Raw genomic sequence first — 13780 nt, forward strand, 5'->3', positions numbered from 1 at the left:
CAATTGCGGACAGCCCAATTCAATCTCAATCATTCCATCCCCAAGGGGCATCCGGAGTTTCTATTTCCTTGGTCAAATCAAATTTTACGGAAAAGAAACGATCACTTCCGATTCTTCTTAAATTATAGGTAAAGGAGGTTTCATCCACCGTGATCCACCAGACATTGTTGGCTGCATAGGGAATCAAATCCGCGGTTTCTTGATCCGCTGGAAAAAACTGGATCCCAGCCATTCCTGTATTGGCCGTTCTACCGCCGTACATGGTCACCTTGTCATCGGTCCCGTCTTCGTGTCTGTGGTCATGCTTGAGTAGGATCAAGCCGTCTTCCAGCGTCAAAACCCAAGTTCTGGATTTGTCTTCGCCAACGAAAAACGGAATCCTGATCACGTTGTCGTCACAGTTTCGCACATGCATGACCAATTTTTTTCCAGCAAAAGGATCATTGTCCGCTAGTGGTGTTACGACAGTCCCTTCATAAGCCTTTCCACAATGCTGTTTGAGTGTTTCCATAAACATCTGGGAACCTATTTTTTCCTGTGCAAAAGCAGGTAGTGTAAGGATTGCAAAAAAAAGGAAAATGTAATTTTTCATAGGACTATTATAAGTGTGTAAAATTTAATTTTGGGCAATATAAATAGGCTTATCAACAAGAGGACCAATAGGAGATTCTTGCCAATTTTTCATCTTCAAATTGAAAAACATAAGCGTCTTTGTTTTCCAACCAAAAAAACAATCCTTTTTCCTTGACCACTTCTGGATCCAAGCCAAACAGGTCAATCAATTCTTGTTTATTGGTTTGATTGGAAATGGGGGAGTTTTCATAGACGACAACCGCCTTTGGATTCAACAGGAAGTTGAGCTCGCTGAGCATAAATTTTGTTTTTTCATTTCCCGTAAAAGAAATAAAGCCATAATCCAGGGTAGAGATTTGAGCTTCTGGATTTTTGTTGGCAAGTACACCACATTCCTCTTCAGGTACATAAACCCGAAAGGCTTCTCCCAAAGTCTTTTCGATTTGCTTCTGGGAGCTTTGGTACTTTAGACCTTGGTAGGTAAGTTTTTTGATGTCTAATTTTTGACTTTGGGCAAAAGCGCTTGACCCTACGAATAGGGAAAAAAGAAGAAATAGGGAGGCTTTGTTGTACATGGAATCGGATTGGGTAGTCATGGATTTCAAACATAACCAAATTATGGATTAAACCCATGGGCTTCATAAACACTTTTCCTCCACAAGCTGTTAAAATGTCAAATGAAGCACGATAGAATATTGGTTTGGTTTAGAAATGATCTTAGGGTTCATGATCATGCAGTGTTGTCCACTGCAATAGAAAAGGGGCTGGAGATTTTTCCTGTTTTTTGTTTCGATCCCCGGATGTTTAGGGAAAGTAAATTAGGGCTCTCCAAAACCGGGGAATTCAGGGCAAAATTCCTGTTGGAAGCTGTGGATAACCTCAGGGAAAATCTCCGAATCCTAGGCGCTGATCTTGTTGTCTTACAAGGGCTTCCCGAGAAGGAAGTGGTAGATTTAGCCATCTCGATCCAGGCCAATGCCATTTTTTTCTCGGAAGAAGTGACCCTTGAGGAAAAACAGGTTGAGGAAGATTTGGAGCAATACGCATGGAAAAACGGGATCGCCACGGAATCCTTCTGGCAAAGTACGCTCTACAATGTCCAAGACCTACCTTTTCCCGTTACACAAACTCCTGAAGTATTTACCCATTTCAGAAAAGACTGTGAAAAACTTTCTCAAATCAGAAAGACTTTTCCAACCCCCACCAATATTCCCTATCCTGAATTGGAGATCCAAAAAGGAGCACTTCCGGACTTATCCACATTTGGATTAAGGGAAATGCCCAAGGACAAAAGAGCGGTTTTGGAATTCAAAGGGGGGGAGGACGAAGCCAAAAAAAGACTTCAGGCCTACTTCTGGGACAATGATTGTCTAAAAGTGTACAAGGAAACCCGGAACGGTTTGTTAGGGGCTGATTATAGCAGCAAATTTTCTCCCTGGCTGGCACTGGGCTGCATTTCTCCAAGGTATATTTTTGAGGAAGTGCTGCGCTATGAGCGGGAAGTGAAAAAAAATCAATCCACGTATTGGCTTGTCTTCGAATTGATTTGGAGGGATTACTTCAGGTTTATCTGCAAAAAGCATGGAAGCAAGGTCTTCAAGCTGTCTGGAATCAAAAACCATGTGGATAGCTGGAGTCAAGACGAACAAATCTTTGCTTCCTGGACAGCGGGCAAAACGGGTATCCCCTTCGTGGATGCCAATATGCGGGAATTGAATCAAACGGGTTTTATGTCCAACCGTGGCCGTCAGATTGTGGCTAGCTTTCTGGTAAACGATCTAGGCATTAACTGGACCTGGGGAGCAGCTTACTTCGAGCGCATGCTGATCGATTACGATGTGTGCAGCAATTGGGGGAATTGGATGTATGTGGCCGGTGTGGGCAATGATCCCAGGGAAAACCGATATTTCAACATCCTCAGACAAGCAACCAATTATGATCCAAAAGGGCGTTACGTCAGACATTGGATCCCTGAATTGGAAAAGATCGAGGGATTTGATATTCACCAGCCCTTTGAGCTGTCGACCAAAGCATTAAAGCAATTGGGGATCAATCCTGGTCATACTTATCCACATCCCGTGGTCAAGATTCCTGTGGTCTAAGGAGGGGGCTGTGTATCAGGAATTGTATTCGTGAATCTTTTTATTGGGCTTGTATAGGAGAAAATAATGGATGATCAACATGAACACCAAATACAGAAGTGCCGTGTTTATCTTTTGAATTTGGATCAGATTGTTGAAATCAAACCTGATGATCAAAAGATAGAATAAAACACCACCAAGCACGTTCAGAGGCAGACTTTTTTTGAAAAAATAAGCCTTGTAGTTTGGGTACAGATTTAACCATTTCTCGGATTTTTCCTTCGACATCCCGTTATCTTTAAGATTGTATTTAATAAAAAAATTACGCATCAAAATATAATTTTAAACTTAGTTTCCCAAAAACTTCCCGACGATTTCCAAGCATTCAGATTCCGCTTCGAACATACCCATGTGGCCAACTCCTTCCAATTCGTGGTAATGTGTGGCAAATGCTTGGTGTCTGCGGCTGGCTTCTATTTTGATGGCGCCATCAATTTCCCCTGCGATAAAAAGCTTTTTTCCTGAAAAATGTTGCCAAATGTCTATCCGATCCTTTCTGTCCCGCATGGCGACGATGAAGGCGAGGATGCCTTTTTTTGAACTCCTTTTTCCTGAAGAGACTAGTTGTGCTATTTGGTCTTCTTGGCTGAGCCGATGCGCTTCCGAGAATAATGGGGGAACAAAGGCATCCATAAACTTATCCACACCGTATTTTTTGACAAAGGTGATGGTTTTGTTTCTGGTCTGTTTTTTTTCATCCTCATCAGGAAAAGCAGTCGAATGAAAAAGGCCAATTCCTTTGAGTTCCCCACCCATCAGTTCCGCCATGGCCAATGCGACATAGCCACCCAAGGAATGACCGATGAGGATGGGTTTTTCGATCTGCTGTTCAGCCATCCATTCCTGCAGCATCACAGCGACCTCTTCAAGGGAAATGTGATCTTGTTCCAAACGGGTCTCCCCAAATCCGGGCAAATCCGGACAAAAAACCTCAAAATCTTCTGAAAATCGTTCTGCAAAAGTGTTCCACATTTCTTTGGACTCACAGAATCCATGAAGTAATATCAGTGCTGGCCCTTTCCCTTTTTGGCTAAATTTTATCATCCCTGAAAAATAAGAAAATCCCAGCAGGAATGCTGGGATTTGAAGTTTTCTTTAAGTTAGGGGAATTAAAAGCAAGCCATCAATGAAAGCTTCCAACTTTGACTTCTGCCAATTCTTTTACAGCATTGGCGATTCCTTCTGGATCAAAACCACATTCGTGGTGCAGTTGCAATTGTTCCCCATGCTCGATCACGGCATCGGGAATGCCAAGGCGTTTCACCTGAGCGGAATAGCCATGGTCCATCATCCATTCCAAAACGGCTGTTCCAAATCCACCCATTACAGCGCCATCCTCTACGGTGACCACTTTTTTGAATTTGCTAAAAATCTCATGGAGTAGCGATTCATCCAGCGGCTTGACAAAACGCATGTCATAATGCGCAGGATTGAAACCTTCCTTGGCAAGTGCATCCGTCGCTTCGGTGGCATAGTTTCCGATATGTCCTATGGTCAGAATCGCAACATCTTCTCCCTCCCGGATAATTCTTCCTTGTCCGATTGGAATTTCCCGCATCGGTCTCTTCCAGTCCGGCATCACGCCTTGACCTCTTGGATACCGTATCGAGAAAGGTCCTTCAAATTTTGATGCTGTAAACATCAAGTTTCGCAGTTCTTCCTCATCCATCGGGGCACTCACAACCATATTTGGGATACACCTGAAAAAGGGAATGTCATAGGCCCCATGGTGTGTTGGACCATCTGCGCCGGCAAATCCAGCCCGATCCAGACAAAAGACTACGGGAAGATTTTGGAGGCAAACGTCATGGATCACTTGATCATAGGCCCGCTGCATAAAGGTACTGTAGATATTACAGAAAGGCTTCAAGCCTTGTGTTGCCAAGCCTGCGGAGAAAGTAACGGCATGCTGCTCCGCAATCCCCACATCAATGGCCCTGTCCGGCATTTCTGCCATCATGATATTGAGTGAGGAGCCGGAAGGCATGGCCGGAGTGATACCCATGATTCTGGGATCCGCTTTTGCCAATTCCACAAGGGTGTGGCCAAATACATCTTGGTATTTTGGCGGCTGTGGGCTGGTAACGGTTTTTTTATAAATTTCTCCTGTGACTTTGTCAAAAAGCCCCGGTGCATGCCAAGTGGTTTGATCTCCATTTTCGGCTGGGCCGTAGCCTTTTCCTTTCATCGTGACGCAATGAAGGATTTTTGGGCCGGGAATATTTTTTAGGTCAGCCAAGACTTCAGCAAGGTGATTGACATCATGGCCATCCACCGGTCCGAAATACCTGAGGTTGAGGGATTCAAAAAGATTGCTTTGTTTGAGTACCGCGGATTTGACGGCACCTTCCACTTTGGAAAGGATTTCCTGCGCGGAGCTTCCAAATTTGCTGAATTTGCCTAAAATGTGCCAAACGTCGTCTTTGACCTTGTTATAGGTTCGGGAAGTGGTAATGTCTGTGAGATAATCTTTAAGCGCACCGACGTTGGGGTCGATGGCCATGCAGTTGTCATTGAGGATGATCAACAGATTGGTGTCCAAAACGCCAGCATGGTTCATGGCTTCAAATGCCATTCCGCCAGTCATGGAACCATCTCCGATGACGGCAACATGTTGCTTTTTCTTGTCTCCTTTGTATTTGGAAGCATAGGCCATTCCCAAAGCCGCCGAAATGGAGGTGCTGGAGTGACCGACACCAAAGGTGTCATATTCGCTTTCTTTTCTTTTTGGGAATCCCGAAATGCCCCCGTAAATCCTGTTGGTATGGAAAGCTTCTTTTCTTCCGGTCAGTATTTTGTGTCCGTAGGCCTGATGTCCCACATCCCAGACCAACTGGTCCTCGGGTGTTTCCAGGATATAATGCAGTGCCACTGTCAATTCTACCACGCCAAGACTTGCGCCAAAATGTCCCCCATATACAGATACATTGTCAATGATAAATTGACGAAGTTCGTCACATACCTGAACAAGCTGTTCTTTTGGAAGCTTTTTTAAGTCGGCTGGGGAATCGATCTGGGAGAGTAACTTACCGGGTTTTATAATCATCAGCGAATGTTGTCTTTAATAAAAATATAAACCATGATTGGATTTGTTTGTTTTCATATCCTCAAAGTTTGTGTCAAGCTTTCTTTCTATCCAAAAGGTTAATATAGTATTAATTGGATATATTTGAATGCAAAAATAAGATAAATTTAATTGTATCCAGTGAGTTTCGGGATCAAATTACCTCTTTTCGAAGGACCCTTCGATTTATTGTTGTTCTTTATCGAGAGAGACGAACTGGACATCTATGACATTCCCATCTCGAAGATAACCAACGACTTCTTGGATTATATCCATCATTTGGAAAAATTGGATATCGAAATGGCAAGTGAATTTATCCTGTTTGCGTCGACACTGATGAAAATCAAGTCAAGGATGTTGCTTCCAAGACCGGAATTGGATGATCAGGGTACTGAGATAGATCCCCGGGAAGAGTTGATCAGGCATTTATTGGAATACAAGAAATACAAATCCATCATCGGTGATCTTGCCGATTTGGAAGCGGACCGCATTGGGAAAGAAAAAAGGGGCAATATCCTCGAAGAAATCAGGCAACTTTCCAAATACGATGACGTGGAATCCGAAATGCAAGACATAGATTTGTATAAGCTTCTCAAGGTTTATCAAAAAGTAATGGCCAAGTTTGCGGTGCGGTCAGATGAAACGACACATACGGTCATCCAGTATCCTTATACCATCGAACAACAAAAAGACTTTGTCTTGGAAAAAATCGGTTTAAATAGCACGCTTCCTTTCACAGATTTTATCGGGTATAACGCCGATAAAATATTTGTCATTTATACATTTTTGGCCATCTTGGAACTCCTTCAGTTATCGTTGATCACGATCAGGATCGGGGAGGGATTTAATAATTTTTGGGTTGAAAAAACCCAAGCTTTGCCAATAGTGTAAATATGAAGATAGACAATAAAAAGATTTTTGAGACACTCAACCCAAACCGCGTTTGGGTACCCGTCCTGATCGGCCTTGGGATTGTTTTTCTCTTGTTTTATTTGGATCCAACCGTCAATGCAAAAACCCTAAAGGTTGTATTTGACGCTTCCCCAGCGTGGATTTTATTGGCTGTCGTGGTGATTTTGTTTAGGGATGCAGGCTATGTGTACAGAATTAGGGAAATCACGGACCGACATCTCAGTTGGACGAGGGCCATTTATGTCATTATTCTTTGGGAATTTGCCTCCGCAGTGACGCCCTCTGTGGTTGGGGGGACAGCGGTCGCGGTTTTTATCCTGAACAAAGAAGGAATTAAGTTGGGCAAGGCCATTGCTTTTGTGATGGTTACCGCCATACTTGACAATTTGTTCTTTGTCATTGGCGCGCCGATCATCATGTACTTTGCTCAGGGGAATATTTTTCCCGCAAGCAAAGTGATGGAGATGAAATTCGGCAAAAGCCTGGAAATATTGTTTTGGTCAAGCTATGGACTTTATGCTTCTTATACCCTGATCATGGCTGGGGCACTTTTTTTCAGGCCGAGGGTTTTCAAATGGCTCCTCCTAAAATTGTATTCCATCAAGTGGCTGAGAAAGTGGAAACATGCTGCCAATGAATATGGCAATCAGATCATGGAGGCTTCCAAAGAATTGAGAGGGAAGAATTTTAGGTATTGGTTGCCTATTATTTTAGCGACCATCTTTGTGTGGTGCTCCCGCTACTTGATGCTCAATGCCCTGATTGGGGCTTATGAAAGCCTTTCCTCCATCGAGCACGTCATCATTTTTGCCCGTCAGGTGATCATGTGGATTGTGATGATGATTTCGCCCACGCCAGGAAGTAGTGGTACGGCGGAGTTTTTCTTTGGGCAATTCTTCAGCGAATTCCTGACCGGATATACCTTTGTCACCAGTATATTGTGGAGGCTTCTTTCTTACTATCCGTATTTGATATTGGGAGCGATATTTCTACCAAGGTGGATTCGACAGGTTTTTTTCAAAAAGAAAGCCGATTGATTTCAAAAGGTTAAATTAGGCGTATGATCCAATCCCTTCTCCCTTCACAGGTTTGCGAAATAGTCCAAGGTTTTCTTTTACATGGATCCCAGGAACAAATCATCAACCAGATCATCGTGGATTCCAGAAATGTGGTCTATCCCGAAACCACCTTATTTGTGGCCCTGAAGGGGGCAAAATCGGATGGACATGACTTTATAGAGGAACTCTATAAAAAAGGTGTTCGTCATTTTTTGATCAGAAAAGGCTCGGGAATCAATATTGCCGGAAAAGAGGAAGGAACATTTATCGCCTGTGAGGATCCCCTTTCCGGGTTACAGCTTTTGGCTGCCTACCAACGTCAGCTCTACAAAAATCCAGTCGTCGGCATCACCGGCAGCAATGGCAAAACCATCGTCAAGGAATGGCTGGGTCAGATTCTTGGTCAGCGGTTTGCCGTGGCCAAAAGCCCAAAAAGCTACAACAGCCAGGTGGGCGTGCCACTTTCCATTTTCGGAATAGCGCAATACCATCAAGTAGCGGTCATGGAGGCGGGGATTTCCAAGCCTGCCGAAATGGTCAAATTGGCCAATATGATCCAAGCAAGTCTTGGGATTTTCACCAATATCGGAACCGCCCACGAGGAGGGTTTTTCCTCCCAAGACGAAAAACTCGAAGAGAAAACAAAGCTTTTTGAAAAGTCAAAGTTTATCGTTTACCGAAAGGACCAGGTAAAATCCGCCCGGTATCTGGAAGCCAATTTTGAAGCCGAAAGGTTGGTCAGCTGGTCCCAAGAACCGGGGGCAACCTACACCCTATCGGTCAAAAAAGAAATCGACAAGTCAAAGATACTCCTCTTGAAACCGGACCTGAGTCTTTTCACTTTTTGGGTTCCTTTTACCGATGCGGCCTCCCTCGAGAATGTCAGGCATGCGATTGTTGCGGCATTGACCTTGGGCATGGAAGCGGTCGAGATCCAAGAAGGACTGGACCACCTCAAGGCGGTAGACATGCGGCTGACCCTGAAAACCGGACCAAATGATAGCCTCGTCATTGACGACACCTACAACAATGATCTTGCAGGACTCCGCTTGGCATTGGATTTTATGGCTGCCCAGCGGTCCAAAAAACGCAAGGTTCTTTTTCTTTCCGACATGCTACAGGTTGGAGATGCCAAGACAGTGTATGAAGAAGTTGCAGAATTGATCAATCACCATCAGATTGACTATGTCTTTGGGGTAGGAAAGGAAATCCCTGTGCTGAAGGACAAACTTTCGGAGGGATCGGTTTTTTACCCAGACACGGAAAGCCTTTTGGCAAATTTGGATCAAAACCAGTTTGACAATGACCTGATTTTGGTCACAGGGGCAAGGAATTTCGGATTTGAAAAAATAGTCAACAGCCTTCAGCAAAGGATCCATGGAACTGTTTTGGAAATCAACCTGAACGCATTGACCCACAATTATAATTTTTATAAAACCAAGCTTTTGCCTGATACCAAAGTGATGGTGATGGTGAAGGCTTTTGCCTACGGAGGCGGAGCGACAGAGATTGCCAACCATCTTCAACAACTCAAAGCGGATTATTTGGCAGTCGCCTACACCGATGAAGGTGTGGCATTGCGGGAACAAGGGATCACTTTGCCGATAATGGTCCTGAATCCCATGCAGGAATCCTTTGTGAATTTACAGAAATTTGACCTTGAACCGGTGGTGTACAGCCCCTTGTTTTTTCTTCAGCTGGGGAAGTTTTGCCGAAACAACCGTTTGTCCATGAAAATTCATTTGGATCTTGATACGGGAATGCACCGATTGGGTTTTGAGGAAAATCAGGTGGAGGATTTGCTTCAATTGATCAAAGATTATCCAGAATTGACCATTGCAAGTCTTTATACCCACTTGGTGGGAGCAGATGAGGGCGCCCATCAGGACTATAGCCTGGAGCAATTGGAATTGTTCATCCGCATGAGTGCGCAAATCACCGAAAATCTTGCTTATCAACCGCTTCGCCATGCCCTAAACTCGGCTGGAATCATCCGATATCCTGAGTACCAGATGGAAATGGTCCGCTTGGGAATCGGCTTGTATGGCGTTGAGGTTAACGGAAAATTTGACCAAGCGCTCAAGCCCATCAGCACGCTGAAAACAACCATCTCCCAGATCAAAGAACTGAAAAAAGGGGAAACTGTGGGCTACAGTCGAAAGGGAGAAATGCACGAAAACGGAAAAATAGCCACCATTGCCATTGGCTATGCAGATGGATATGACCGGAGGTTCAGCAATGGAAAAGGGATCGTCCTACTCAATGGACATCCCGTCCCGGTAATCGGGAATGTCTGCATGGACATGTGTATGATTGACATCACGGGTGTTGAAGCAAAGGAAGGGGATGAGGTGACGATTTATGGTCCCGGAATTTCATTAAAGGAACTTGCCCAGCGCATCGGAACCATCCCCTACGAATTGCTGACCAATATCAGCAGCAGGGTGAAGCGTGTGTATTACCTGGATTGAAACCCCTTTCTATCAGTCTCGAAAAGATCCGAATCCATGGTATGTGTCCCCACAGACCATCATTCTATTTCCATCTGAACCATGGTCTGGATTCTAGTTTTTACTACCATGGTCTGTGTCCTCACAGACCATCACCCCACAAATATCAATCTCCGACCATGGCCTGGTCCCCAAAGGCCAACACGCCTGATCAACCAGGTAGGTTCGCGCAAGCAATACCCTTTGTCCCTAATTGAATTGTGCACTTCATCCGGACGAGGATGATCCCCGCGGAAATCAGCGTCAAGACCCCGATCAAAAGGATGGCGGAATTGATTCCATAAAAGTCTGCAATAATACCGGTTAGGATCGCTCCGATCGCATAGCCCAAATCTCTCCAAAGTCTAAATACACCAATACTGCCTGCCCGATCTATCGGATTGGTGTTGTCCGCGACACTCGCCAAAAAAGTGGGGTAAACGATGGCCGTTCCCCAGCCGAGAAGGGCGGAGAGCACGATGAAATGGGTCATTGTTTCTGCATAAAGAAAAACCATCAAGACCAGTCCCTGAAGGAGCATTCCAACGAAAAGAAGATTTTTCTTACAGAAAATATCCGCCATCTTTCCGGTAAACAACTGCCCTATCCCCCAGACAGCGGGGTAGATGGCGGTGACGATTCCGATTTGTTCCAAATTGAAACCCTTGGTGGCCAGAAGTACCGGAAAGATTCCCCATGCCATGCCATCATTCAGATTGTTGACAAGTCCGGCCTGGGTGACGGAACCAAGATTTTTGTTTTTCCAGGTGGTTTCCCAAAATATGTTTTTGAGCTTTGGTGTGGTGCTGGTGTTTTTTTCTGCCTGAACATGGTGTTTTGTGTCCTTGATTAAGAAAATACTTCCAAAAAGCCCCAAAAAAGACATGACCACGCCGAGGTAAAAGGGATAAGGCCTTAGGCCAAATTCAGATGCGATATAGCCCGTTAAAAAAGCGACCAAAGCCACGGCAATATACCCAGACGATTCATTGAGACCCATGGCAAAACCCCGTTGTTTTTCACCGACCAAATCGATTTTCATGACCACGGTACTGCTCCAGGCGAGTCCCTGATTGATACCCAAAAACACATTGGCCGCAATGACCCAATTCCAGTCCTGCGCAAACATCAGGATAAAAGGCACGGGAATGGCAAACATCCAGCCGATGGTCAGCAGGTTTTTTCGTCCGATTTTATTGGCAAAAACCCCTGCAAAATAATTGGTGATGGCCTTTGTGATCCCGAAGACAATGATGAAGGAAAGAATGGCTGTCTTGGCTGTAAGGTTGAATTCTATCTCGGCGATTTGAGGGAGAATGCTTCTCTCCAATCCGACCATACCGCCCACAAAGGCATTGATGATGACCAATAGCGCAAATTGTTTCCAGTTTTCCTTCAGTCCCAGCTGTATCTTTTCCATTCTTGCAGTTTATTGTCCTGCAAAATTCGGGTTATGGGCAGCCGATTCCTTTTACATATGTTAAATAATCACCGCTGTGCCCTGATGCGACTCAGGCTTACCTGCGTAATGCCAAGGTAAGAAGCGATGTGTTTCAAGGGGACCCTTTGAAGGATGTCTGGGGAATCCAAAAGCAAGGCTTCGTATCGTTCTTTTGCGGAATGAAACTGAATGCTTTCTATTCGGTTTACGGTTTCCACATAGGCAGTTTCGAAGATTTTCCGGAAGAGCCTTTCGATCTCTGGAAACTGGTCATACAATTTGAAAAGTGCCACAGCATCCACCCCGATTATTTCCGAATCCTCCAATACCTGGATGGCTTTTCGGCTGGGTTTCCCCGTAAATAGGCTTTCCGCGCGCACAATGATGCTGTTTTCGGAGGCGAAAAATTCGGTCACATCTATACCTTCTCTGTAATAATAGATACGGGCAATTCCTTTATCGATAAAATAAATGGTCTTGCAGGTGTAGCCAATCGGTTGGAGATCTTTGTTTTTCGGTACTTTAATGTGGGAACATAGTTTCACGAGGGCTTCTTCTGCGGCCTTTGAAATCGAATTGAATTTCTTGAAATAATGGAAGAGGTTTTCAAACTGTGCTTGGGATGGCATCATTTCCAAAAGTTATGGGGATTCCCCTTTTTACTTGTAAAATAAAGTAGGTAGATTCAAATCTTTTCCCAATATCCGTTCTATTTTCTAATTTGAGTCTAAATTTGCGGGATAAAAATCCTTCAACCAATTTAAAAAATCATCAATCTGGAACAATCCCAGGAATCCATGCTAAAATTTCCCAGTAAAGCCAGACTTGCCCATATCGTTTTCGAATCGGATGATTGGGCCTCCAAAACTTTTGATGTGGTTCTTTTGGTCTTGATATTTTTGAGTGTGGGCGTCGCTATTTTGGATTCTGTTCGGCAGATCCATCTGGATTACGGAGAATTTTTGTATCAACTGGAGTGGGGCTTCACCATTCTCTTTTCCATTGAATATGGATTGCGGATATGGTTGAGCAGAAAGCCAAAAGGTTATATTTTCAGCTTCTATGGAATGGTGGATTTGTTTGCGATTCTGCCTTCTTTTTTAAGTCTTTTGGTGGCCAATACGCAGCTATTTGCTGTGGTCAGGGCATTGCGGTTTTTGAGGGTACTTCGGGTGCTAAAATTGGGCAAACACATGCAAGAGGCCCAGATTTTGGTTGCTGCATTGCACAGCAGTCGGCTTAAGATCCAGATTTTTGTGGGCTCTGTACTCACCATTGTTTTGGTGATGGGAACGTTGATGTTCCTGATCGAAGGTCCGGCCAATGGCTTCACCAGCATTCCGGTTTCCATGTATTGGGCCATTGTTACTTTGACGACTGTCGGCTTTGGCGACATCACCCCGAATACGCCCTTGGGTCAGTTTGCGGCCTCTTTGATCATGTTGTTGGGTTATGCGATCATCGCAGTTCCGACGGGAATAGTCTCCTCAGAACTGACGGAAGCCAAAAGAAAACGGAATAAAGAAAAAGAAGTTGGCTGTCCAAAATGCCATGCGGGCAATCATGATTTTGACGCTTTGTACTGCAAATACTGTGGCACGACCTTGCCTTGATTCGGGCTTGGAAAATGATCTTTTTCAATCTGTGAATTGAGGATAAAAAAATCAGCTCCCGGAAGCATATATTTCTGAATTCTCCCGGGAGCTGAATATTTCGTTAGCCCTTCACTGCAATGCAGGAAATTTCCACATTTACATTTTTGGGAAGCCTGCTGACCTCTACGGTCTCCCGGGCTGGGGGATTGTTTTTGAAATACTGTCCGTAGGCTTCATTGATGGTTGAAAATTCATCCATGTTTTTGATGAAGATGGTGCATTTGACCACATCGCCAAAACTAAAGCCTGCGGCCCTAAGGACTGCTTCCATATTTTTCATGACAGCATGGGTTTCTTCGGTGATGTTTTCATTGATCAACTCGCCCGTTTCCGGATCCAATGCGATTTGACCAGAAACATACAGGGTATTTCCTGCTTTTACCGCTTGGCTGTAGGGTCCTATCGGTGCTGGTGCTTCTTGTGAATAGATGATTTCCTTTTCCATAG

Annotated in this window: 13 protein-coding genes; 5 read left to right on the plus strand and 8 right to left on the minus strand. The window is 44.4% G+C overall.

Going from position 1 to position 13780, the window contains the following annotated elements; genetic code table 11:
* Positions 1–25 precede the first annotated feature (25 nt).
* Positions 26–592 carry a hypothetical protein gene (locus F824_RS0103085; RefSeq protein WP_019596388.1) on the minus strand — a complete coding sequence of 189 codons (567 nt, stop codon included), beginning with the start codon at positions 590–592 and terminating at the stop codon, positions 26–28.
* Between the two features lie 52 nt (positions 593–644).
* Entirely contained in the window at positions 645–1169 is a 525-nt protein-coding gene (locus tag F824_RS0103090; RefSeq protein ID WP_019596389.1) for a hypothetical protein, read from the minus strand.
* Between the two features lie 81 nt (positions 1170–1250).
* Here F824_RS0103090 and F824_RS0103095 point away from each other — a divergent pair, with 81 nt between their 5' ends.
* Complete coding sequence (locus tag F824_RS0103095) at positions 1251–2675, plus strand: DASH family cryptochrome (RefSeq protein ID WP_019596390.1); 1425 nt, start codon at positions 1251–1253, stop codon at positions 2673–2675.
* A gap of 15 nt (positions 2676–2690) precedes the next feature.
* Here the strand turns inward: F824_RS0103095 and F824_RS0103100 are convergent, their stop codons facing one another.
* The 3 genes from F824_RS0103100 to dxs form a co-directional block, all read right to left on the minus strand.
* Positions 2691–2984 carry a hypothetical protein gene (locus F824_RS0103100; protein ID WP_139189612.1) on the minus strand — a complete coding sequence of 98 codons (294 nt, stop codon included), beginning with the start codon at positions 2982–2984 and terminating at the stop codon, positions 2691–2693.
* Between the two features lie 18 nt (positions 2985–3002).
* On the minus strand, positions 3003–3758 hold the full coding sequence (locus tag F824_RS0103105) for an alpha/beta fold hydrolase (RefSeq protein ID WP_019596392.1): 756 nt from the start codon (positions 3756–3758) through the stop codon (positions 3003–3005).
* A 79-nt stretch (positions 3759–3837) separates the two neighbouring features.
* On the minus strand, positions 3838–5760 hold the full coding sequence (gene dxs, locus F824_RS0103110; protein WP_019596393.1) for a 1-deoxy-D-xylulose-5-phosphate synthase: 1923 nt from the start codon (positions 5758–5760) through the stop codon (positions 3838–3840).
* Positions 5761–5919: 159 nt separating this feature from the next.
* Here dxs and F824_RS0103115 point away from each other — a divergent pair, with 159 nt between their 5' ends.
* The 3 genes from F824_RS0103115 to F824_RS0103125 are packed head-to-tail and all read left to right on the plus strand — an operon-like array spanning position 5920 to position 10219.
* Complete coding sequence (locus F824_RS0103115; RefSeq protein WP_026333462.1) at positions 5920–6669, plus strand: segregation and condensation protein A; 750 nt, start codon at positions 5920–5922, stop codon at positions 6667–6669.
* A 2-nt stretch (positions 6670–6671) separates the two neighbouring features.
* On the plus strand, positions 6672–7727 hold the full coding sequence (locus F824_RS0103120) for a lysylphosphatidylglycerol synthase transmembrane domain-containing protein (RefSeq protein ID WP_019596395.1): 1056 nt from the start codon (positions 6672–6674) through the stop codon (positions 7725–7727).
* 23 nt (positions 7728–7750) lie between these two features.
* A complete protein-coding gene (locus F824_RS0103125) occupies positions 7751–10219 on the plus strand; it encodes a bifunctional UDP-N-acetylmuramoyl-tripeptide:D-alanyl-D-alanine ligase/alanine racemase (protein ID WP_019596396.1) in 2469 nt (822 codons plus the stop codon).
* Between the two features lie 190 nt (positions 10220–10409).
* Here F824_RS0103125 and F824_RS0103130 read toward each other — a convergent pair whose 3' ends face one another.
* Entirely contained in the window at positions 10410–11657 is a 1248-nt protein-coding gene (locus F824_RS0103130; protein WP_019596397.1) for an MFS transporter, read from the minus strand.
* A 68-nt stretch (positions 11658–11725) separates the two neighbouring features.
* Positions 11726–12310, minus strand: a complete 585-nt coding sequence (locus tag F824_RS0103135; protein ID WP_019596398.1) for a Crp/Fnr family transcriptional regulator — start codon at positions 12308–12310, stop codon at positions 11726–11728.
* A gap of 165 nt (positions 12311–12475) precedes the next feature.
* Between F824_RS0103135 and F824_RS0103140 the strand changes: the two genes are divergently transcribed.
* Positions 12476–13291: an ion transporter gene (locus F824_RS0103140; protein WP_019596399.1), complete on the plus strand. Its 816-nt coding sequence runs from the start codon at positions 12476–12478 to the stop codon at positions 13289–13291.
* A gap of 103 nt (positions 13292–13394) precedes the next feature.
* Here F824_RS0103140 and F824_RS0103145 read toward each other — a convergent pair whose 3' ends face one another.
* Positions 13395–13778 carry a RidA family protein gene (locus F824_RS0103145; RefSeq protein ID WP_019596400.1) on the minus strand — a complete coding sequence of 128 codons (384 nt, stop codon included), beginning with the start codon at positions 13776–13778 and terminating at the stop codon, positions 13395–13397.
* Positions 13779–13780: the final 2 nt, after the last annotated feature.

Source organism: Rhodonellum psychrophilum GCM71 = DSM 17998 (genome assembly GCF_000381545.1).
Lineage (GTDB): Bacteria > Bacteroidota > Bacteroidia > Cytophagales > Cyclobacteriaceae > Rhodonellum > Rhodonellum psychrophilum.